Annotated in this window: 15 protein-coding genes; 7 read left to right on the top strand and 8 right to left on the bottom strand. The window is 53.7% G+C overall.

All coding sequences use genetic code 11. The features are described from left to right. Positions 1 to 15 precede the first annotated feature (15 nt). From ilvD to ABYK60_RS06370, 4 genes are all read left to right on the top strand, one after another. Complete coding sequence (ilvD, locus tag ABYK60_RS06385) at positions 16 to 1,872, top strand: dihydroxy-acid dehydratase (protein WP_372871116.1); 1,857 nt, start codon at positions 16 to 18, stop codon at positions 1,870 to 1,872. Between the two features lies 1 nt (position 1,873). Further along, the gene (gene ilvA, locus ABYK60_RS06380) at positions 1,874 to 3,469 is read left to right on the top strand and encodes a threonine ammonia-lyase, biosynthetic (RefSeq protein WP_372871115.1); all 1,596 of its coding nucleotides are present in this window, start codon (positions 1,874 to 1,876) and stop codon (positions 3,467 to 3,469) included. A 430-nt stretch (positions 3,470 to 3,899) separates the two neighbouring features. Continuing rightward, positions 3,900 to 5,030: an alanine--glyoxylate aminotransferase family protein gene (locus tag ABYK60_RS06375; protein WP_372871113.1), complete on the top strand. Its 1,131-nt coding sequence runs from the start codon at positions 3,900 to 3,902 to the stop codon at positions 5,028 to 5,030. 95 nt (positions 5,031 to 5,125) lie between these two features. Beyond that, positions 5,126 to 5,830 carry a substrate-binding periplasmic protein gene (locus ABYK60_RS06370; RefSeq protein ID WP_372871112.1) on the top strand — a complete coding sequence of 235 codons (705 nt, stop codon included), beginning with the start codon at positions 5,126 to 5,128 and terminating at the stop codon, positions 5,828 to 5,830. Here the strand turns inward: ABYK60_RS06370 and ABYK60_RS06365 are convergent. Both ABYK60_RS06365 and creD read right to left on the bottom strand, forming a co-directional pair. Further along, positions 5,800 to 6,582: a phosphatase PAP2 family protein gene (locus ABYK60_RS06365; protein WP_372871110.1), complete on the bottom strand. Its 783-nt coding sequence runs from the start codon at positions 6,580 to 6,582 to the stop codon at positions 5,800 to 5,802. The genes ABYK60_RS06370 and ABYK60_RS06365 overlap by 31 nt on opposite strands. A gap of 114 nt (positions 6,583 to 6,696) precedes the next feature. Continuing rightward, on the bottom strand, positions 6,697 to 8,133 hold the full coding sequence (gene creD / locus ABYK60_RS06360; RefSeq protein ID WP_372871108.1) for a cell envelope integrity protein CreD: 1,437 nt from the start codon (positions 8,131 to 8,133) through the stop codon (positions 6,697 to 6,699). A 249-nt stretch (positions 8,134 to 8,382) separates the two neighbouring features. On the opposite strand from creD, the gene ABYK60_RS06355 reads away from it, so the two are divergent. Together ABYK60_RS06355 and ABYK60_RS06350 are read left to right on the top strand one after the other, a co-directional pair. Further along, the gene (locus ABYK60_RS06355) at positions 8,383 to 9,282 is read left to right on the top strand and encodes a hypothetical protein (protein ID WP_372871106.1); all 900 of its coding nucleotides are present in this window, start codon (positions 8,383 to 8,385) and stop codon (positions 9,280 to 9,282) included. Between the two features lie 122 nt (positions 9,283 to 9,404). Then, positions 9,405 to 9,713, top strand: coding sequence for a hypothetical protein (locus ABYK60_RS06350; protein WP_372871104.1), 309 nt, complete (start codon positions 9,405 to 9,407; stop codon positions 9,711 to 9,713). Positions 9,714 to 9,886: 173 nt separating this feature from the next. Here the strand turns inward: ABYK60_RS06350 and ABYK60_RS06345 are convergent, their stop codons facing one another. The 5 genes from ABYK60_RS06345 to ABYK60_RS06325 all read right to left on the bottom strand — a co-directional run bounded on the left by ABYK60_RS06345 (position 9,887) and on the right by ABYK60_RS06325 (position 15,570). Continuing rightward, positions 9,887 to 10,135, bottom strand: coding sequence for an accessory factor UbiK family protein (locus ABYK60_RS06345; protein ID WP_126168448.1), 249 nt, complete (start codon positions 10,133 to 10,135; stop codon positions 9,887 to 9,889). 69 nt (positions 10,136 to 10,204) lie between these two features. Further along, entirely contained in the window at positions 10,205 to 10,627 is a 423-nt protein-coding gene (locus tag ABYK60_RS06340; RefSeq protein WP_372871102.1) for a GNAT family N-acetyltransferase, read from the bottom strand. Positions 10,628 to 10,760: 133 nt separating this feature from the next. Further along, positions 10,761 to 13,835, bottom strand: coding sequence for a multidrug efflux RND transporter permease subunit (locus ABYK60_RS06335; protein ID WP_372871101.1), 3,075 nt, complete (start codon positions 13,833 to 13,835; stop codon positions 10,761 to 10,763). Between the two features lie 12 nt (positions 13,836 to 13,847). Continuing rightward, positions 13,848 to 14,960 (bottom strand): efflux RND transporter periplasmic adaptor subunit, encoded by a 1,113-nt coding sequence (locus tag ABYK60_RS06330; RefSeq protein ID WP_372871100.1) that lies wholly within the window; start codon positions 14,958 to 14,960, stop codon positions 13,848 to 13,850. A 49-nt stretch (positions 14,961 to 15,009) separates the two neighbouring features. Beyond that, positions 15,010 to 15,570 carry a TetR/AcrR family transcriptional regulator gene (locus tag ABYK60_RS06325; protein ID WP_372871099.1) on the bottom strand — a complete coding sequence of 187 codons (561 nt, stop codon included), beginning with the start codon at positions 15,568 to 15,570 and terminating at the stop codon, positions 15,010 to 15,012. 144 nt (positions 15,571 to 15,714) lie between these two features. Between ABYK60_RS06325 and rep the strand changes: the two genes are divergently transcribed. Continuing rightward, complete coding sequence (rep, locus tag ABYK60_RS06320; protein WP_372871098.1) at positions 15,715 to 17,727, top strand: DNA helicase Rep; 2,013 nt, start codon at positions 15,715 to 15,717, stop codon at positions 17,725 to 17,727. A 38-nt stretch (positions 17,728 to 17,765) separates the two neighbouring features. On the opposite strand, the gene ABYK60_RS06315 is transcribed toward rep, so the two are convergent. Beyond that, positions 17,766 to 20,450 (bottom strand): diguanylate cyclase domain-containing protein, encoded by a 2,685-nt coding sequence (locus tag ABYK60_RS06315; RefSeq protein WP_372871096.1) that lies wholly within the window; start codon positions 20,448 to 20,450, stop codon positions 17,766 to 17,768. Positions 20,451 to 20,541: the final 91 nt, after the last annotated feature.

Genomic DNA, 20,541 nt, shown 5'->3' with positions numbered 1-20,541 from the left:
GCATAGGAAGTTTCAATGGCTAAATTACGTTCCGCCACCAGTACCGAAGGCCGCAACATGGCTGGAGCCCGCGCCCTGTGGCGTGCCACCGGCGTTAAAGATACCGACTTCGGCAAGCCCATCATCGCCATTGCCAACTCCTTTACCCAGTTTGTGCCCGGCCACGTGCACTTGAAAGACATGGGCGCTCTGGTGGCGTCTGCCATCGAAGAGGCGGGCGGTATCGCCAAAGAATTCAATACCATCGCCGTGGATGACGGTATTGCCATGGGCCACGGCGGCATGCTGTATTCGCTGCCATCCCGTGAGCTGATTGCCGACAGCGTGGAGTACATGGTCAACGCCCACTGCGCAGATGCGCTGGTGTGTATCAGTAACTGCGACAAAATCACCCCCGGCATGCTGATGGCGGCGCTGCGCCTCAACATTCCTGTGGTGTTTGTTTCCGGCGGGCCGATGGAAGCGGGTAAAACCAAGCTGTCTGACAAGCTCATCAAGCTGGATTTGGTCGACGCTATGGTGGCGGCGGCGGACGACCGTATCAGCGACGCCGACAGTGAGAAAATCGAGCGCAGTGCCTGCCCCACCTGCGGCAGCTGCTCCGGCATGTTTACCGCCAACTCCATGAACTGCCTCACCGAAGCGCTGGGTCTGTCACTGCCGGGCAACGGCTCCATGCTGGCGACCCATGCAGATCGCCGTGAGCTGTTCCTCGAAGCCGGTCGCCGGGTGATGAAGCTTGCCAAGCGTTACTATGGCGACGATGACGCCTCTGTGCTGCCCCGCGCCATTGCCTCGTTCAAGGCCTTTGAAAACGCCATGGCGCTGGACGTGGCCATGGGCGGCTCGTCCAATACCGTGTTGCACCTGCTGGCGGCGGCCCAGGAGGCCGAGGTGGATTTCACCATGGCCGATATCGACCGCATCAGCCGCAAGGTGCCGCACCTGTGCAAGGTGGCGCCGTCCACACCCAAATACCATATGGAAGATGTGCACCGCGCCGGTGGCGTGATGGCGATTCTGGGTGAGCTCGACCGCGCTGGGCTTTTGCACACAGATGTAAACCACGTGGCATCGGAAGATGGCACCTTGAAATCTGTGCTCGAGCGCTTCGATGTGGTGCTAACCAAAGATCAAAAAGTACACGAGTTTTTCCGCGCAGGTCCTGCGGGCATCCCCACCACCCGCGCCTTCAGCCAGTCTTGCCGCTGGGACACCCTGGATGATGACCGCCGCGAAGGCTGTATCCGCAGCCGTGAGTTTGCCTTCAGTCAGGAAGGTGGCCTGGCGGTATTGTCGGGCAATCTCGCCGAAAACGGCTGTATCGTGAAGACCGCCGGGGTGGATGACTCCAACCTCAAATTCAGCGGCGTGGCAAGGGTATATGAGAGCCAGGAAGACGCGGTTGCCGGTATCCTCGGCGGCGAAGTGGTGGCCGGTGACGTAGTGGTGATTCGTTACGAGGGCCCCAAGGGCGGCCCCGGCATGCAGGAAATGCTCTACCCAACCAGTTACTTAAAGTCCCGCGGCCTTGGCACCCAGTGCGCCCTCATTACCGACGGCCGTTTCTCCGGCGGTACCTCGGGGCTGTCCATCGGCCATGTGTCGCCCGAGGCGGCCTCCGGCGGCACCATAGGCCTGATTGAAAATGGCGATCGTATCGATATCGACATCCCCGGCCGCAGCATCAAGCTGCTGGTGAGTGACGCTGAGCTCGAAAGCCGCCGCGAAGCCATGAACGCCAAGGGGCCACTGGCCTGGAAACCATTGTCACGGGTTCGCCCAGTGTCCATGGCGCTGAAGGCATACGCCATGCTTGCCACCAGTGCTGATAAGGGCGCGGTGCGCGATGTCTCCAAACTGGAGGGCTGAGATGCTGGATTTCGCTGGCGGTGGTGACACTAATAAATCAGAGGTGAAGCCTGTGGATCTTGCTCATTATTATCTGCAAAAAATCCTGCTGTCGTCTGTGTATGACGTGGCCAAGGTGACGCCCCTGTCCCATATGGGCAAGCTGTCGGCGCGCCTCGGGCAGGAGATTTATCTGAAACGCGAAGACATGCAGCCGGTGCATTCCTTTAAGCTGCGTGGCGCCTATAACCGCATTTCGCAGCTGACTCAGGCCGAGTGTAAGCGCGGTGTGGTATGCGCTTCGGCGGGTAACCATGCTCAGGGCGTTGCGCTGTCGGCCTCAAGTCGTGGCATTGATGCCGTGATAGTCATGCCCACCACCACGCCGGACATCAAAATCGATGCGGTGCGTCGTCGTGGCGGTAATGTGCTCTTGCACGGTGAGTCGTTCGATCAGGCCAATGCTCACGCCCAGCATCTGGCGCAAACCGAGGGCCGGGTCTATATCGCGCCTTTCGATGATGAGGCTGTGATTGCCGGGCAGGGCACAGTGGCGCAGGAAATGTTGCAGCAGCAGCGGGATCTGGAGCTGGTATTTGTGCCCGTGGGCGGCGGTGGTCTGGTTGCCGGCATCGCTGCCTATTACAAGGCGGTGCGACCATCGGTGAAAATCATCGGGGTCGAGCCTGAGGATGCCGCTTGCCTTAAGGCCGCCATGGCGGCGGGTGAGCCTGTGACTTTATCCCAGGTGGGCCTCTTTGCCGATGGCGTAGCGGTAAAGCGCATCGGCGCTGAGCCATTTCGTATCGCCAAACACTATGTGGATGAAGTGGTTACCGTGAGCTCAGACGAAATCTGCGCCGCGGTGAAGGATATCTTCGAAGACACCCGTGCCATTGCTGAGCCGGCGGGCGCGCTGTCTCTGGCGGGGCTGAAAAAGTATCTGGCGCAGACAACACCTGCTCTTGCTGAGGCGTGCAAACCAGCCCGCAAGGTGGCGGCCATTTTGAGTGGCGCCAACGTGAATTTTCACAGCTTGAGATACGTGTCTGAGCGCTGCGAACTGGGTGAGCAAAAAGAAGCTGTGCTGGCGGTGCAGGTGCCGGAAGTGCCCGGTAGCTTTCTTAAGTTTTGCGAGCTTTTGGGCAAGCGCGCCATGACTGAGTTCAATTACCGCTTCTCGGGCCGCGACAGCGCCGTGGTGTTTGCCGGTATCCGGCTCTCCGGTGGCCAGTCGGAGCTTAAAGAGATCATCGCGTCCCTCACTTCAGGCGGCTTTGAAGTGCAGGATTTATCGAGCGATGAAACCGCCAAACTGCATGTGCGTTATATGGTGGGAGGTCACCCCACAGAGCCCTTGAGTGAGCGGTTATTCAGCTTCGAGTTTCCCGAGTATCCGGGGGCGCTGCTTAAGTTTTTAACCACCCTCGGCAGCCGCTGGAACATCAGTCTGTTCCACTACCGTAACCACGGCGCGGCTTTCGGCCGGGTACTGGCGGGCTTCGAGGTGCCTGAGGGTGACAGCGAAGCCTTTGGCCGCTTCCTCACCGAGCTTGGCTTTGTGTGGCAGGAAGAAACCCACAGCCCGGCTTACCGCTTGTTTTTGGGCAGTAAATAAGTGGGAAAGCCCGTTAGGGAGGTGTGAGTGAGTCCCTGCGTGCTCTGGCTTTGGCGGCAACAGGAGTTCGAGGCATTCAACTGAAGGCATGCCGAGGCATGTCGAAGTTGAATAACGATGAAATACTAAAGCCCCTAAAGCCCCTTTGGGCGCGGCTTACTTGGGCGTGATTTACAAGGATATGGTTAGCGGCGCATTCATAGCTCAGTTCCTATCTGTCATTAACGACAGCTAAATTCAGCAAGGTAAGCCAGCGCAGAGCGTGTATGGGGCTCATTCGAACCTCCCTTAGACCAAGGCAGGGGCGTTTTAGTAAAGGAATTATGCTAGGGTAATTGCTCGAAATCAGAAGATAACGAGATAACTCAGACCTCAGCGCGGCAGCGCCGCGACAAGTTGCAAAACCCGACAACACCAACAAGGAGTCTCCATGCAAGCCGCCCCCAAGATTGCTCCCTTTATGCCGCCGCGTCGTATTCTGATGGGCCCGGGCCCTTCTGATGTGTATCCGGAGGTGTTGCTGGCTCAGTCGCGCCCAACCGTGGGCCACCTGGACCCCTTGTTTGTGGCCATGATGGATGAGCTTAAATCTCTGCTGCAATACGCCTTTCAGACGCAGAATGAGATGACTCTTGCTGTGTCGGCGCCGGGCAGTGCCGGCATGGAAACCTGTTTTGTGAACCTGGTGGAGCCTGGCGAAAAGGTAGTTGTATGCCGCAATGGGGTGTTTGGCGAGCGGATGCGTCAAAACGTGGAGCGCTGCGGCGGTATTGCGGTGGTGGTGGACTTCCCCTGGGGGACGCCGGTTGACCCTGGCGTGGTTGATGGGGTTTTGAAGTTAAACCCCGATGCCAAATTCCTTGCCTTTGTCCATGCCGAAACCAGTACAGGCGCGCTGTCGGATGCCAAAACCCTCTGTGCCCTTGCCCGCGAGCACGGCTGCCTGTCGATTGTCGATGCGGTGACCTCCCTTGGCGGGGTTGAGCTCAGGGTGGATGAATGGGGCATAGATGCCATTTATTCTGGCAGCCAGAAGTGTTTATCCTGCGTACCCGGCCTGTCGCCTGTGTCTTTCTCGCCAAGGGCGGTTGAAAAGATTAAAAGCCGTAAAACGCCGGTGCAGAGCTGGTTTTTGGATCAGACCCTGGTAATGGGCTACTGGAGTGGCGCTGGCAAGCGCGCGTATCACCACACAGCGCCGGTTAATGCCCTTTACGCCCTGCACGAGTCACTGCGGCTGCTTGCCGAAGAAGGCCTCGAAAATGCCTGGACCAGACATCAAAACATGCATCAGTTGCTCAAGGCTGGCCTTGAAAAGCTGGGGCTGAGGTTTGTGGTGGAAGTAGCCTGTCGTTTACCCCAGTTGAATGCTGTGTATATTCCTGAAGGTATAGATGATGCAGCCGTTCGTACGCTGTTATTGCAGAGATATAATCTGGAAATAGGTGCAGGCCTTGGCGAGCTGGCCGGCAAGGCCTGGCGTATCGGGCTCATGGGGTATGGCGCCCGGGCTGAAAATGTGGCACTTTGCCTTCGGGCTCTGGAAGAAGCGCTGAAATAAAACCGTCTGGTTGAGGGTTGCGCATTGGTCTCTTCGGTTGTCAGCGTCTATATTATTTGACAACGATAATTAAAAGGGATCTTATGCGCTTCCCCATGTTTTTGCTGGCAATGTGCTTTGCGATAGTAGCTCAGGCGTCCACTGTTACTATCGGTGCCACCAACAACAAGCCCCCCTATGTGCTTGAAGACTCAGAGTCTGGACTTGAACTTGAAATCATCCGTGCTGCTTTTGCTGAAGTAGGTATGGATGTTCGCTTTAAATTTTACTCCCGTAAGCGGCAAATCCTTTTCTACGAAAAAGAACGCCTTGATGGCGTGATGACGGTAAATTCTTACTTCAGGTTGTCAGGATATCCAACTGAAAATTACATTTACTATCAAAACGTTGCAATTAGTCTTGAGGAGCGGGGATTGCGGTTGAAGCAGATCCGGGATTTGACTCAGTACAGTGTGGCGGCCTTTGAAAATGCATCCGTTATGCTTGGTGGGGAATTTAAAACCGTTACCGATAAAACCATTTACCGCGAGCTTAGCCCTCAATCCACGCAAAACAAGATGTTATACCTTGGAAGGATAGATGTTGCGGTAGCTGACAAATACATCTTTCTGGCTAACAATCGATTGGTTGAAAGCGAGATTGATTCGGGTAAAAAAGTCGAATTTCACGAAATTTTTCCACGTACCGGTTACCAGCTGATGTTCCGCAACTCCATTATCCGGGATGCTTTTAATGAAGGTCTGAATAAGATCAAGCAAAGTGGCCGATATCAAGCACTGTTAATCGAGTATCTGCGCTGAACCAGCACAGTGAGCAACTGTGCACCTATAATTCCCACTGAGACCAATGGTAGTGAAAGTGCCGTTGCCGCCAGTACATCCTGACTGTGATGCATCCCCAGAAACATTCTTGAAAACCCCATAGCGACAGCCCATCCACCCAGCATCAGACAGGGCACCCGGTGTCCTGATGCAATAAAAAACCAACACACGGTCAGTGACAGGGTTGCCGCATAAAGTGTATGGCCGGAAGGAAAAGACAGCCCGACTTCCTGACGCCAGTGAGCTGCAATGTTTTGTGTCATCAATGGCAGTTCAGCATCTTGTAGCGTAAGCAGGTGTGCTATTTCTGTGCGGCGCTCCTGCTTGGATTGACCGTAAAAAACATCCAGCTGCAGCAGATTTTTCTTGGCCAGATATTCAGCGTTGGGACGGGGTTCATCGAAGCAGGTTTTCAGATGCTCATTCAGCACCAGTCCGCCGCCAAGGGAGAGCGCGAGCGCCAGCAACATCCTTGTTGCCTGCGCCCGTGACAAGCGATAAAACCCCAAAGCGGCCACCGCCGCCGCAGTGAGAGCACCCCAGGGCGCTGTGCCGGTAAAGGTGACCCAATAAAGGAAATCAGCGCCAACACTGTCGAGCTCGAGCAGTGGAAACAGCTTGATATCCAAAAGATAAAGCATGGTGGATGGCAGCAATAACACCAGCCAAAACAGCAGCAGTAACAAGGGGCGCGAGCCCTGGCCAAACCTGGATGCGTGGGCGTAATGCATCTTAACTCTTTGTATGCTATGAAAAACTGAGTGTACCCGTTTGGGGCACAGAAAAAAACCGGCAGCCAAAAGAGGGGCACTGCCGGTACCTTCATCGAGGCTTAAGGGATGTGGTTATGAACTGGTAACGCTTTGGCGGCGGGTGAGGTACATCAGCGTCAGCAGGACCGCCAGCAGCAGACCACTGCCCATCAACAGGGCGTAATCTTCAAGACGCAAAATCGAGTACAGAAGACCATAAAGACCAAGCAGCATCGCCAGCATAATCACACCCCTGCCATGGCTTTGGGTGGCGCTGGCCACATAGACGGGGATGCTGAGGACAGGTGCCAGGGCTGCCAATACATAGGCCATGCCAAAGCCAAGGTGTTCAGACAGTGCCAACAACAGCAGGTAAAACAGGGTCATGGCGGCACCGACCATCAAATACTGCAGCGGTGATAAGTTTTGGCCTAGACTCAATTCAAGCATCAGCAGCAGGACAAATGTCAGGGCGACGAACAACAGCCCATATTTGATGGCCCGCTCGATTTTGCCGTAGTGGGTGACAGGTTCAAACAGCTGGGTATGGGCTTTGGCTTCCAGCAGGCTCTGCCCCTGTGAGGTACGGATAATTTGCGGATAGTTGCGGCTTAAGTGGCTGATATTCCAAGAGGCGGTAAAGCCATCGGCGCCGATATTGCGCTCGCTGGGGAGTATGCCGCTAAAGCTGGGGTGAGGCCAATCGGCGCTGAGACTAAACTCGGAGGCCTCGCCGAGGGGCAGAAATCCTATACCCTGAGAGCCACGCAGGCGCAGTTTGAAGTCCACTGTAAAGGGAGCCTGTTCCTGACCCAGTTGCAGCGGCCGATGAAAACCTCGATTCAGCGCCTCAATGGCAAGGCCGGTACCGGACATCAGATGGCCATCACCCCCTGGGCCATCAGCGCTTATGACAAAGCTGTCCACGCTATCTATTGCCTGATTGGCTGATAGTCCAAACACCAAACGGGCGCGGGAAAATTCGAATGACTCCAGATTGCTGATGATGGGCAAATTGATATCGAAACTTGCCTGGCCCTCCACCCCGGTTTGGTAGACCAGTGAGTGGTAAATGCCACGGTCGCGAAAGTCATGCTTGAGATCTGCTCTCATTTTCAGATGTCTGGGAAGAATCAGTAATTCATCTTCCATTATGGTGCGACGCTGACGACGACCGCCATCGGCCAGGGTTTCCTCCGTCAGCACCGCATAGCGATAGGGCAGAACGAGCACGGGGCCGGTCAGCAGTTGCTCCTCCCCCCAGGACTCCGCTATGTCACGTACTACATCGCGGTACAGACCTTCGCGCTCAGTTGCCAAATCCTGCACCAGGGTCAGCGGTACTGTGGCCAGCAGGCACAGCAGCAGTGTAAGTGCGCCTTTTAAAATCAGTGACATTCTGGCCAGCTGCGCCGGATCTTCAGTATTGCCATACAGACGTCTGAGTCCGGTGCGAATGGCCATAAAGCCACCAAAGCCAAGAGCGCCGAGCAGCGCCAATGCCATGAGTCCAAAAAACATGTCCGCCATGATTCTTCCTTGCTACAAAAGTGGGATTTAGTGCCTGGCTAATTGAAACAGTTTTGAGTAGAAACAGGGGGGCAGACCGCTGATCAATTGTGGCCAAAAAATGACTTTTGAGGTTAATGGCTTCCGATTGGGGCGTTCGGTCTTTACTTGTGGGAAATGCTTACGGTGGGCTAGTCTGTTAGGAAAGCCAAAAGAGTCAAAATGGTCTTTGACAAAAAGCTTTCGGCTAAATATCAAGGAGGATAATCCATGCAACTTATTGTTGAACACATAGATCCCGCCAAAGTTTCAGTGTTATTGGCAGCGCATTTTAACGGTGATACCAGTGATGCTCTTTGCATGAAAGCGTGCTATAGCGCTTTGTTAAGTCCTGAGACCTGCTACGTTTTTTTTGCCCGATATGCCGCGCTGAATGGTTATGCCGGCCCATTGGTTGCTCGACTTGCCAGCAGCCTTGGGTTAAGCCGGGGTATATTTAATGATCAAGCGGAATACAGCGATGTATCTGATAAAGATATGCTGATTGCTCAGCATGTGTTTGCGGCCACAGTGGATGAATATGGCGACAACAGGCAGAGGGGCCTGACCCACCGGACGCTGGCGCAGGCAACCGTGGCGGCAATGGCACGTTATGCAGGTTTGACCCGTCGTCGCCGAGAGCAATTGGGGCATTTGCCGGTGCAATACAAACCGGTGTTAAGTGCTTTTATCCGTGATTATCAAGGGGAAGTTGGGAATGCCCGTGACCTTATCCGTGCCCTTGGATTCCATTTGGCAAGTGAGCAGCGTGCTGACAGGGAATACGCCCTGATTGACGAGGTTTTTTGCCATAGCAGTTGGGGGAAGGAGTTTAAGGCATGGCTTGCGGATAATAAGCGGATAGAATTGGCCGGTGAGTCTATTCCTGTGTGGTATTGGGTTGCTACCCATGGCCACTACGGTGGCACCGGTGTTGAGTGGGCGCATTTTGATGAAGCGCTTGGTGCCATTCGTCTTGCAAGGCGGTACAGCCCCATTGCACTGGATGAGTTTGATCGCCTGATAGAAGAGGGATATCAAGCCTTTATTGATCTGATAGACACCGCTTTTATAACTCTTACTGCCGAATGTGAAGCTTTGGCAGAAACGGATACTTTGGTCTTTGCCTGAGTTAAATCGGGTAAAATGTAGCCTGTGTCACGCCTCCCGCAATGCTGCTGGCCTATGCTTATAAAGTCAGCAAACCTCGGCAAGGCCATGCTGAAGGCTACCGAGGATACGGGAGGTACGTGATGAGTTACTCCGTTCAATTTACCCTGGCTATTCGGAGCTTTGACAAAAAACGGGCGGCATTTTTGTCGAAAAAGCTCACCTTGCCGTTTGTGCCCTTCGTTGGGCTGAGCCTGGTGGAACCCTCCGGCAACAGCGAACCCGTGGTCTCAGTGGCCTGGTCAGATGAAAGCCAGAGTTTTCATTGCCATATAGATGCGATTCAAGCCGAGATGCCTTCAGGCTGTGAGTTGGATTTGGACTATATGATTGAATCAGCGAGAGATAACGGCTGGGAAGGGGCTGCCAAGATTTATCAATTGGCCGCCTGATAAGGTCGCTTGCTGCGCAAAATGAAGCGGACGATAGCTATATCGCCCACGGTGGCTTTTGCTGCGCTGACAGCGGCTGGAGGTGACATTCAGCTCATTGCAGCCGCTATGACTCTACGCAGTCACTAAAACAAAAAGCTGGAAAATGCCCGGCTTTTTTGTCGAGATTGAGCTCAGTTGCCCAGTTTCTTTTCCAGCTCGTCCACTTTGGCTTGCAGCGCTTCGAGCTTTTCGCGGGTGCGCAACAGTACGTGTTGCTGCACTTCAAACTCTTCTCTGGATACCAAATCCAGCTTCATCAGTTGGCTTTGCAGTACCTGCTTGCTGCGATCTTCCATTTCACCGGCAAATTGCTTCAGGCCGGAGGGCAGGTTGTCACTGAGCTGTTTGGCCAGCTCTTCAATTTTTTTCGGATTCAGCATCGGGTGTTCCGCCTTGGATTAAATTGGCTGTGATTGTACCCCAGCCCATGCACGCTTTACAGTTGCGCCTTAAAGATAACGCTTGAGCAGGAAGAAACGCCCCGGACTGTCGCCAATGGCGGGCACTTCGCCAATGATGTCGAAGCCTTGTTTTTGGTAAAACCCCGGGGCCTGGAACGCCAGGGTATCCACCTGCGCCGCAATACAGCCGCGCTCCCGTGCCGCCGCCTCGGCTTTGGCCATCAGCTCGCGGCCTAACCCACTTTGGCGACAGCTGTCATCGACCCAGAGTACCTCTATCAAAAACTGGCGATAGATGGTGCGCCCGGCAATGCCACCAAGCAGCTTACCTGTATCATCTTTGGCACACACCAACAGTGGCTGGGCCTTTTCCGTGCCCAGATGCGCATGGTTAAAGCTGCGCACGCCACTCACCAACTCATCAAAAAGTGGCTGATTTTCTTCGTTAAACAGACTGAATTCTTGGTGCATTGGCTAGGTCTCTGGCTATAACAGCCTTTGAGCTTAGGGAAAACGGGCCGCAGTGGCAAGCGGGGCGCATCCAGTCGTCGGGCATAAAAAACCGGGCACTGGGCCCGGTTTTCGATTTGAAAGTTGAGTCGCGTTAACTCGCGCTGGCCTCTTCAAACTCGGGCAGCGGTTTGTGCTTTTCGCCAAGGAAACTGTAGATCACCGGCAGTACAAACAGGGTGAACACAGTGCCTATGGCAAGGCCTGCCACAATCACCAGACCAATGTTGAAACGGGCCACCGCGCCGGCGCCGGAGGCGAACAGCAGCGGAATAAGACCTGCAATCATGGCTGCTGTGGTCATCAGAATGGGGCGCAAACGGATTTTGGCCGCAAGGCTGATGGCTTCGATTCGGCCAATCCGGCGGTGCAACTGCTCTTCCTTGGCCACTTCACACATCAGGATACCGTGCTTGGTGATAAGGCCTACCAGGGTAATCAAACCCACCTGGGTGTAGATGTTCATCGACGATAAGCCGAACACATGGGTCCAGCCCAGTGCGATGAGGGCACCGCAGATGGCGAGTGGCACAGACACCAAAATCACCACAGGGTCTTTCAGGCTCTCGAACTGGCTCGCCAACACCAAAAAGATGATGGCAATGGCCAGCAGGAAGGTGCTGTACAGCGCTGAACCTTCGGTCACAAACTGGCGGGCTTCACCGAGGAAGTCGTAGTTGTAACCCTTGGGCAGCTCGTTATCGCCGATGTCTTTCAGGAAGTTAATCGCATCGCCAATGGCCACGCCCGGGGTGGCAACGCCGCCGATGGTGAGCGAGTTCATCTGGTTGAAGTGTGGCAGCGAGCGGGGCTGCGCAACCATCTCGATTTCCACCAGGCTGGAGAGCGGAATTGACTTGCCATCGGCCGCCTTAACGTAATAGTTCGCCAGCGACTCAGGGTTGGCGCGCAGTTTACGCTCTACCTGCGGAATAACCTCGTAAGAACGGCCATCCAGATTGATGCGGTTAACATAGCCGTCGCTCATCATGGTGGAGAGCGTCATGCCGATGTCCTGCATGGTCACCCCATAGGTGCCCGCCAGATCGCGCTTGATATGAATGCGCATGCTGCCTGAGTCAAACTTGAGGTTCATCTCCGAGTAGATGAAATACGGGCTCTTTTGCACTTTTTCGAGCACCTGGGTACCAATCTGGAATAGGCTCTCGAAGCTGCTGGCGGTGGTGATGACAAACTGGATCGGCAAGCCGCCAGAGGCGCCGGGCAGCTCAGGCATCTCGAAGGTGGTGACCGCCATGCCGGGAATGCTTTTTACTTCACCGGCAAAGAACTTCTGCATTTCCTTCTGGCTCTTGTCACGCTCACTCCAGGGCACCAGCGGCGCAATACCGAAGGCCTGGTTGGCATTGGGAATACCGACGAAGGCGAGCGAGGCCGCCGACTCAGGCTGAGCCTTAATCATGTCGGTCACCAGCTTCATATTGCTCTGGATATAGTCAAGGTTCGCGCTAGAAGGCGCCGTGCCCATCATCATCACCACGCCCTTGTCTTCCTTGGGGGCAAGCTCGGCCGGAATAAACTTAAACAGCAGCGGCAGTGAGGCAAACACAATAACCGCAAAGGCCACCACCACGGCGCGTTTTTGCATCACGGCGCCGAGCATGCGGGCATAGCTGTCGGTCAGGCGGGTTAAGGTGGTTTCCACCGCGTGCTCAAACTTACTCGGTGCGCTGTGAGCTTTGAGGATTTTTGAGCACATCATGGGCGACAGCGTCAGCGCTACAATCCCTGAGATAAACACGGCGCCCGCCAGTGTCAGGGCAAACTCCTTAAAGAGAGAGCCTGTGATCCCGCCCATCAGTGCAATTGGCGCGTACACAGCCGCCAGGGTGATGGTCATGGAAATCACCGGCACCGCAATTTCGCGGGTACCTATGATGGCGGCGCGAAACGGGCTTTCACCGAGCTTGATATGCCGGTCGACGTTTTCCACCACCACGATGGCATCGTCCACCACCAGACCAATGGCCAGCACCATCGCCAGCAGGGTCATCAGGTTCAAACTGAAGCCGAAGGTCTGCATGATGATGGCCACACCAATCAGTGACAGCGGAATAGTCACAATCGGAATAAGCACCGCCCGCAGCGAGCCCAAAAACAGGGTGATCACCACGATAACGATAATGGCGGCTTCGCCGATGGTCTTGATAACCTCGTTGATGGATTCATCAATAGCGCGGGATGAGTCGTACAGAATACGCGCCTTAATGGATGGCGGCAGGCTGCGCTCAATTTCCGGCAGCAGGGTGCGGGCATCGGCGGCCACGGTGAGCGGGTTGGCGGTGGGGGTCACATCCAGGCCTATCACCACGGCTTCCTGACCATCGGCCAGCGCCCGGTACACATCGTGGCTCTTGTCCAGCGAGACTTCGGCAATATCACCAAGGCGTACTACCTTGCCATCGCCACTCTTGATCACCAGTTTTTTCAGTTCATCGATGGTGGCCACCTGGGTATCGGCTGTGCCGTTAAACAGGGTGTAAACCCCATTGGCCTGACCCACGGCCGACTGGAAGTTGTTGGCCTGCAGTACCTGCATCACCTCGGTGGCGCTTAAGTTAAAGGCACCCATGCGTGCCGGGTCGAGCCATATTCTCATGGCGTACTGGATACCGCCGTACAGGTTTACCTTCGCCACGCCATTGATGGTAAAGAGTTGCGGCTTGACCACACGCTCCAGATAGTCGGTGAGCTGACTTGAGTTGATCTGGTCGCTGGAGAAGGCGATATAGAGCACCGAAGTCTGGGAGCCGGTGGACATGGTCACGGTCGGGTCTTCAGACTCTTTGGGCAATTGCGAGCGCACCGAGTTCACCTTGGCGAGAATATCCGCCAAGGCGCCATTGGGGTCGGTGTTGAGCTTCATGTAGACGTTGATATTTGACTTACCGAGGAAACTCTCGGAGGTCATAAAATCCACGTTGTCGGCCTGGGCCAGCGCCTGCTCCAGTGGCTGGGTAATAAAGCCCTGAATAAGGTTGGCATCGGCACCATAGTAGCTGGTGGCCACGTTGACCACGGTATTGGTCATCTCGGGGTATTCCCGCACCTGCATGCTCTTTAAGGCGTTAAGGCCCAACAGCAGGATAAGGAAACTTATCGAAATCGCCAGCACCGGCCGCTTGATAAAAATATCGGTAAAGCGCATCCGGATGTCTCCTTAGAGCCTTGGCATGGCGTCAGATTCGGTCAGGGCCTTGTCTTCCACCACTTTGACTTTGCTGTTGTTGGACAGACGGATTTGACCCGAGGTCACGACTTTGTCGCCGACCTTCAGTTCACCGGAAACCAGTGCGCTGTTGCCGCTGCGCTCGATGACGTTAACGTTAATCTGGCGCACGCGGCTTTCACCACTTTCTGGTTTTTGTTCAACCAGATAAACCGAGTTGCCATACAAGGTGAAGTTAATGGCAGTCTGAGGCAGTACAAACTGGTTCTCAAGTCGTGGCAGCAGCACATTCACCCGGGCAAACATACCGCTGCGAAGTTTGGCATGGTCATTGGGGATTCGGGCCTGAATCTGGATCAACCCGCTTTGGTAAAATACCGCAGGTTCAATGGCGGCAATTTCGCCTTCAAAGGGCGTGTCGGGGTAGGCATCCACAAACACATGGATTTTCTGGCCTACGGCGATGCGTGGCAGCTGGGTTTGCGGAATGGTAAAGCGGATTTTCATGGTGCTGATGTCTTCAAGACGCACTATGTCGCTGCCCACCTGCAGGTATTCACCCAGGTTGATGTTGCGAATACCCACCAGACCCTCGAAGGGCGCGCGGATTTCGCGGCGGCCAATGGTGGCTTCGAGGCTGTCGATATCGGACTTAAGCGCCAGATACTTGGCTTCGGCGTTGTCCAGATCCTGCTTGGACACCGACTTTTGCGTATACAGGCGTGACAGGCGTTTGTAGTCGGCCTCGGCGGCGGGCAGCTGCACCAGCTTGCTTTGCAGGTTGGCTTTTTCTACCTTGGTGTCGAGCGCGACCAATAATTGATCTTTGCTGACCTTAGTGCCGTTTTCAAAGGCGATTTGGGTGACAACACCGGCTGCTTCGTTGGCCACGGTCACACCCTGATGGGGCTCGACAAAGCCGATGGCGTCAATGGTGGGTTGCCAGCTCTGTGGGCTGACCTCGAGTGCAGTTACCGGAAACTCCGCTTCCGGCATATTGGCGATGGCATCGGCAATTTTGCCCTTCACAAACAGGTTAAAGCCGATGACGCTCCCAAGAGTCACCAGCGCTATGGTCAGCATGACCGCTATCCACTTTTTCATTGCCTTTTGGCTCCGCTTGATGGTGGTAATTAAGATTAAAAATTGAGTTTTAACGTTTGATGGCGCGCCAGCTGAGGTCGCAGACCACAGTCAGCTCATCCATCGAAAAATGAAGGCCAGTGCGGCGCATGCGGCGACACAGGCCAACGGCCGGCTCAAATGCCAGCGCAAACAGCAGTTCATCGTCAAGGTCCACTATCAATCCCTCGGTCTTGGCCTCGGTAAACAAAGCATGCAGTGGTGCAAAGGTTTCACGTTCGAACTGGCGGTGTTCGGGGCTGTTGGCTCCGGGCAGGTGGGTGTATTGCTCAAAGTTGAGCCGCTCCAGCGTACAGGTTTCGCCCAGCCGGATAATGTTGAACCACACCTTACGAAAGCGCGCCTCGATGCTGCCTTCATTGGCTCCTTCGAGGATGGACTGGGCTATTTGAGTCAATACATCGCGGCGCAGGTCATCAATGAGTTCATCCTTGTCGGTAAAGTAACGGTAGATGGTGCCTGCAGCGACACCGGCCTCCTTGGCGAGTTTTTGCATCGACAAATTGTGCAATCCCTCGTTGGCGATAATGTTTTCCGCGGCTCTCAGTATCTGTTCCCGTTTGTTGTCCATGGCTCTAATTGCATGTGAATGAACGTTCATTCATTTTAGTGTGTGAGATCTAAACTGGCAAGTGCTGCTTTGGTCGCGCTTTGTAAAAAGGATCTGCTATGATCCCGCTTCTGTGTTTGTCATCCCTTAGAGAAGTCTGCCCCAATGAAGCTCAACCCCGCGCAAGATGAAGCTGTTCACTATGTTTCCGGACCCTGCCTGGTATTGGCCGGGGCGGGCAGTGGCAAGACGCGGGTGATCATCAACAAAATTGCTTATTTGGTGCAAAAGTGTGGTTATCAGGCGCGTAATATCGCTGCCGTGACCTTTACCAACAAGGCTGCCAGAGAGATGAAAGAGCGGGTGGCTCAGTCCATGGGCCGCAAGGAGGCGCGGGGGCTGTGGATCTCTACCTTCCATACCTTGGGGCTGGAAATCCTCAAGCGTGAACATAAGACCGTCGGCCTCAAGGCTGGGTTTTCGCTGTTTGACGATCAGGACACTCTGGCGCTGCTCAAAGAGTTGACCGTAAACGAGCTGAAGGATGACAAGGACTTGCTGAAACTGCTGGCCAGTGCCATTTCCAACTGGAAGGGCGCACTGGTTATTCCTGACCATGCCCGCAGGATTGCCAAAGATGAGCGCGAGCAGCTGTTTGCGCTCTTGTATCAGCGCTATGCCCAGCATATGAAGGCCTATAATGCACTGGACTTTGACGATCTGATCCTGCTGCCGACCTTGCTGCTGAGGCACAATGAAGAAGTGCGCAGCCGCTGGCAGGCACGTATTCAATACCTGCTGGTGGATGAATATCAGGACACCAATGGCAGCCAGTACGAGCTGGTAAAGCTGCTGGTGGGCGAGCGTGCTCGCTTTACTGTAGTGGGTGACGATGACCAGTCGATTTATTCCTGGCGCGGCGCCAAGCCGCAAAATCTGGTGTTGCTGGGTAAAGACTTTCCGCAGCTGCGGCTGATTAAGCTGGAGCAAAATTATCGTTCCAGTCAGCGCATTCTGAGGGCGGCAAACATCTTGATTGCCAACAATCCCCACGTGTACGACAAGTCGCTGTTTTCCGAGCTGGCTTACGGCGAACCCATGCGGGTGCTGACGGCGCTCAATGAAGAGCAGGAGGCAGAGCGGGTTGTGGCCGAGATTATCCGCCACCGCTTTGTGGGCAAAACCAGTTACGGCGATTACGCCATTCTTTATCGGGGCAACCATCAGTCGCGGCTGATGGAGCGGGCGCTGATGACCAACCGCATCCCCTACAAGTTAAGTGGTGGCACCTCGTTTTTCTCTCGCGCCGAAATTAAAGACATCATGGCCTACCTGCGGCTGGTGGTGAACAACGACGATGACAACGCCTTTCTGCGCATAGTTAACTTGCCAAAACGTGGCATAGGTCCGGCGACACTTGAGAAATTGGGTAACTTTGCCAACAGCAAGCATATCTCCATGTTTGCCGCTATTTTCGAGCCGGAAATTGAGCTGCATTTGGGGGCCAGCGCCCTCAATGCGCTGGAGGAATTTGGCCGCTTTATCGTTGAAACGGGCGATGTGGCCGAGCGCGGTGAAGGGGTGGATGCCATCAAGCAGCTTATTCGTAATATCAATTACGAAGATTTTCTGTATGAAAGCAGCCCCAGCGCCAAGGCGGCCGAGATGCGGATGAAGAACATCTCAGAGCTGTATCGCTGGGTAACTGAGATGCTCAATGGCGACGATCTGGACGAGCCTATGACCCTGCCCGAGGTAGTCAGTCGCCTGACGCTGCGGGACATGATGGAGCGCTCCAGCGAAGATGAGGCCGGTGATCAGGTGCAGCTGATGACACTGCACGCGTCAAAAGGACTGGAGTTCCCTTATGTGTTTATGATTGGTATGGAAGAGCGGATTTTGCCGCATCAAACCAGTATCGATGAAGACAACGTAGAAGAAGAGCGGCGTCTGGCCTATGTGGGGGTGACCCGCGCCCAGCGGGAACTGTGGTTTACCATGTGCCGCGAGCGGCGCCAGTTTGGTGAAACCATGCGTTGTGAACCAAGCCGCTTTTTGGATGAGTTGCCCCAGGATGACCTGATTTGGGAGAGCCGTAAGAAGCCTCAAAGTGAGCAGCAGCGGCAGCAGACCGGTAAGGCAAATATTGCCAACATCCGAGCCATGTTCAAAAAATAGTCCCAGGACATTGGGTTAAGTTGATTCCAATGGTTTGGCTAAACCAGGATTGGCGGGCAGATGTCTTTGTCTGTATCCAGGATCTGAAACAGACTCACCCCCGCCTTGGCAAGTGCGCCGCGTGTTTGTTTGGATTCTCCGCCAGCAGAAATAACTTTCAGCCCCAGTGATAATGCCGCAACCGCCGATGCAGTGAGTAAGCGGACTTTTTCGTCCGCTGCATCGCCCCGTGCTTCAGCCAGTATCAGGGCTTGAATGGGCATTAAGGTAAGAGATTTCAGTGAGCTGAAACCATTTCCGTAGCCAGACATTCCAAAATTAACTTTGAGTTGGCTCAGCACTTCAAAGCCAGCTATGTGGCTTTGGATATCTTGCACCAGCGAGGCTTCTTCAAAAAACAACCAGATATCTTGGGTGCTTGCACAGACATTTTTCAGCAAATTTTTAAGTTTTCTTAATGCGTGTTTATGTTTGAGATGCGCGCTTGAAAGACACAGATGCAGTTCTTTCGTTTTACCCATGTCCGGCAAATTGTTGGATAGGGCGCGTAGCAAGTAGTTGTCGAGTTCAATACTCAGATTTGATCGTTCCGCCAAATCAATTAGCGGACCTGCAAAAATTTCTCCCCGGATAGGGTGTTGCCAGGCCAATGTGAGCCTGTGGGCTTTGGACGAATCGCCATTGACATGTTTTACAGGCAAGGCTTTGAGGTAGAGCGTTTCCTGAGCAATGGCTTCTCTTAAGAGGGTCTCATCGAGTCGTTGTTTATTTTGTGCTTCACGGCGTTTGTCGTCATATACGACGTAGCAACCTTTACCCCGTGCTTTTGCCTGATACATGGCGCAATCTGCATCTCTGAGGATAGACTCGGCAGTCTCCATTGGGTTGCCACCGCTGACGGTAATACCAATACTGGCACCGGATTGAAACAGGGAGTCGCCAAGTTGAAATGGTTCGGAAAGCTGGCTGAGGATTCGTTCTGCAACCTCTTCGGCTTCGCGTGGGCTGTGTACTCTATTCAGTAACACAACAAATTCATCACCACCCAGACGCCCAAGTGTATCGATTTCACGGATGCAATATTGAAGGCGCGCTGCTGTTTCTTTTAAAAAACGATCACCGGCTAGATGGCCGAGGGTATCGTTGATTTGCTTGAATCTGTCCAAATCGATAAACAGTAATGCAAATTGATCGCTGCCGTGACGGCGCACATGCCGCACTGCCTGCGACAGGCGTTCAGAAATCATATTACGGTTCGGCAAGCCTGTCAGCGCGTCGTGCTTGGCATCGTGGATGAGTTGTTGCTCCACTTCTCGACGACGCATTATTTCCTGTTTAAGGTCGCCGTTCAGAAGTGCAAGAGCCCGGGTTCTTTCTGCTACCTTTTCTTCAAGTTGTTCATAGCTTTTCTTTAACACCATGGCTTGGTGCTTGCGTTCTATGGCCGTGCAAATGTGCTGAGAGACGAAAGTAAGTAATTCCAAATCCCGAATTTGGTAGTTCTGACTAATACTCAGGCTATAAATGGTCAAAGCACCTTTGACTTCATCTCCTATGAATAAGGGAACACCCACCCATTGATGCATTTTTTGAGTATTGTTGAGGTGCGGAGTGTCAGCGTAGATATTACCAGCGGTTACCAGAGCTTGAATGTCATCTTGATTGAGCAGAAGGGGTTTGCGTTGCTCAATCAGATATTCAGTTAAACCATCAGTCAATGGCCTGCATTTGGGAGCCTTAGTCCCAAGCTGAGATACGTAGAATGGAAAATTGAGTGTTTTTTTATCTTTGTCTATCAGAGCTATATAGCAGTTACTTGCGGGAATGAGGTGGCTTAATATCGTGTGCAGTCTGCCATAAAAGTCAGGCTGTTCCAGGCCAGTCGCCGATAACTCAGATATTTCGAATAACGATTTTTGCAGATTCTCTGCACGACGACGTTCTTGTACTTCCAGCTTTAGTTTTTCGTAGGCATCGCTCAGTTCATGGGTTCGTTGCGCTATGGATTGTTCCAGTTGCTCCTGGTGACGCAGTCTTTCCATCACGCCGGAAATATGGTGACTGATAAACTCCATCAGCTCAACTTCGGTCAGACTATAGTTGACGTCGGAATTGTAGGTTTGTACCACCAATACGCCAGTTGTACGCTCCTGGAAGCGAATAGGAACCCCAAGCCACTGGTGACTGGCACTGCCAAAGCTGATTATTTCCCCATTTGCTTCTAGCCGCTCAAAGTCTTCTTGACCGCATAGAACCGTTTCCCCTCGGCGAAACACATAACCAGTGATTCCACGGGTTAACATTTGGTGGAGATCTTCGTCAGGGTACATCTTGGATGGGTGTGGATCTTTTTCGTCGGCAAAAAAGGGCACTTCCAGCCGGCCGTTGTGATGGTTAAAAGTGGCTATAAAAAAATTATCAGCGGCAATGAGTGATTTAAGTTGAGCGTGCACGCCTGCGTAAAAGTCTTCAGGCGAACTGACCTCGGTTGCAATATGGGTAATATGCAGCAAGGCATCACGAATCACCTCTGCGCGTTTGTACTTGCCCGCTAAGCGTCGCAGACGTTCTACCCGCTTGTACAGACGGTTTATTTCCCCTGTTGTTGGGGTATCGACCACATCCGTAAATCCATTATCCCTTGGCATAGCGCTCGCTGTCTTTTTGTTGAACGGGGACGCGTTTTTGACCCGAAAGAACAGCATACTCTTTAACGTGGTCACGAAAAAGGTAATTCTTAGAACGTTTTTTGTTCGTGCACTATCACTTATTAATCAAAAGTTGAGCAAACGAATAAAAAAACGATTATATACT

The sequence above is a fragment of the Shewanella sp. genome (assembly GCF_041630135.1).
Lineage (GTDB): Bacteria > Pseudomonadota > Gammaproteobacteria > Enterobacterales > Shewanellaceae > Shewanella.
This window is presented reverse-complemented; position numbering and strand designations above follow the sequence as displayed.

Excerpts from the sequence above, each read along its gene's own strand:
- creD (WP_372871108.1), bottom strand. The coding sequence starts at position 8,133 with ATGGCGGACATGTTTTTTGGACTCATGGCATTGGCGCTGCTCGGCGCT.
- ABYK60_RS06330 (WP_372871100.1), bottom strand. The coding sequence starts at position 14,960 with ATGAAAAAGTGGATAGCGGTCATGCTGACCATAGCGCTGGTGACTCTT.
- ilvA (WP_372871115.1), top strand. The coding sequence starts at position 1,874 with ATGCTGGATTTCGCTGGCGGTGGTGACACTAATAAATCAGAGGTGAAG.
- ABYK60_RS06355 (WP_372871106.1), top strand. The coding sequence starts at position 8,383 with ATGCAACTTATTGTTGAACACATAGATCCCGCCAAAGTTTCAGTGTTA.
- ABYK60_RS06345 (WP_126168448.1), bottom strand. The coding sequence starts at position 10,135 with ATGCTGAATCCGAAAAAAATTGAAGAGCTGGCCAAACAGCTCAGTGAC.
- ilvD (WP_372871116.1), top strand. The coding sequence starts at position 16 with ATGGCTAAATTACGTTCCGCCACCAGTACCGAAGGCCGCAACATGGCT.
- ABYK60_RS06340 (WP_372871102.1), bottom strand. The coding sequence starts at position 10,627 with ATGCACCAAGAATTCAGTCTGTTTAACGAAGAAAATCAGCCACTTTTT.
- rep (WP_372871098.1), top strand. The coding sequence starts at position 15,715 with ATGAAGCTCAACCCCGCGCAAGATGAAGCTGTTCACTATGTTTCCGGA.
- ABYK60_RS06350 (WP_372871104.1), top strand. The coding sequence starts at position 9,405 with ATGAGTTACTCCGTTCAATTTACCCTGGCTATTCGGAGCTTTGACAAA.
- ABYK60_RS06375 (WP_372871113.1), top strand. The coding sequence starts at position 3,900 with ATGCAAGCCGCCCCCAAGATTGCTCCCTTTATGCCGCCGCGTCGTATT.
- ABYK60_RS06335 (WP_372871101.1), bottom strand. The coding sequence starts at position 13,835 with ATGCGCTTTACCGATATTTTTATCAAGCGGCCGGTGCTGGCGATTTCG.
- ABYK60_RS06365 (WP_372871110.1), bottom strand. The coding sequence starts at position 6,582 with ATGCATTACGCCCACGCATCCAGGTTTGGCCAGGGCTCGCGCCCCTTG.
- ABYK60_RS06325 (WP_372871099.1), bottom strand. The coding sequence starts at position 15,570 with ATGGACAACAAACGGGAACAGATACTGAGAGCCGCGGAAAACATTATC.
- ABYK60_RS06370 (WP_372871112.1), top strand. The coding sequence starts at position 5,126 with ATGTTTTTGCTGGCAATGTGCTTTGCGATAGTAGCTCAGGCGTCCACT.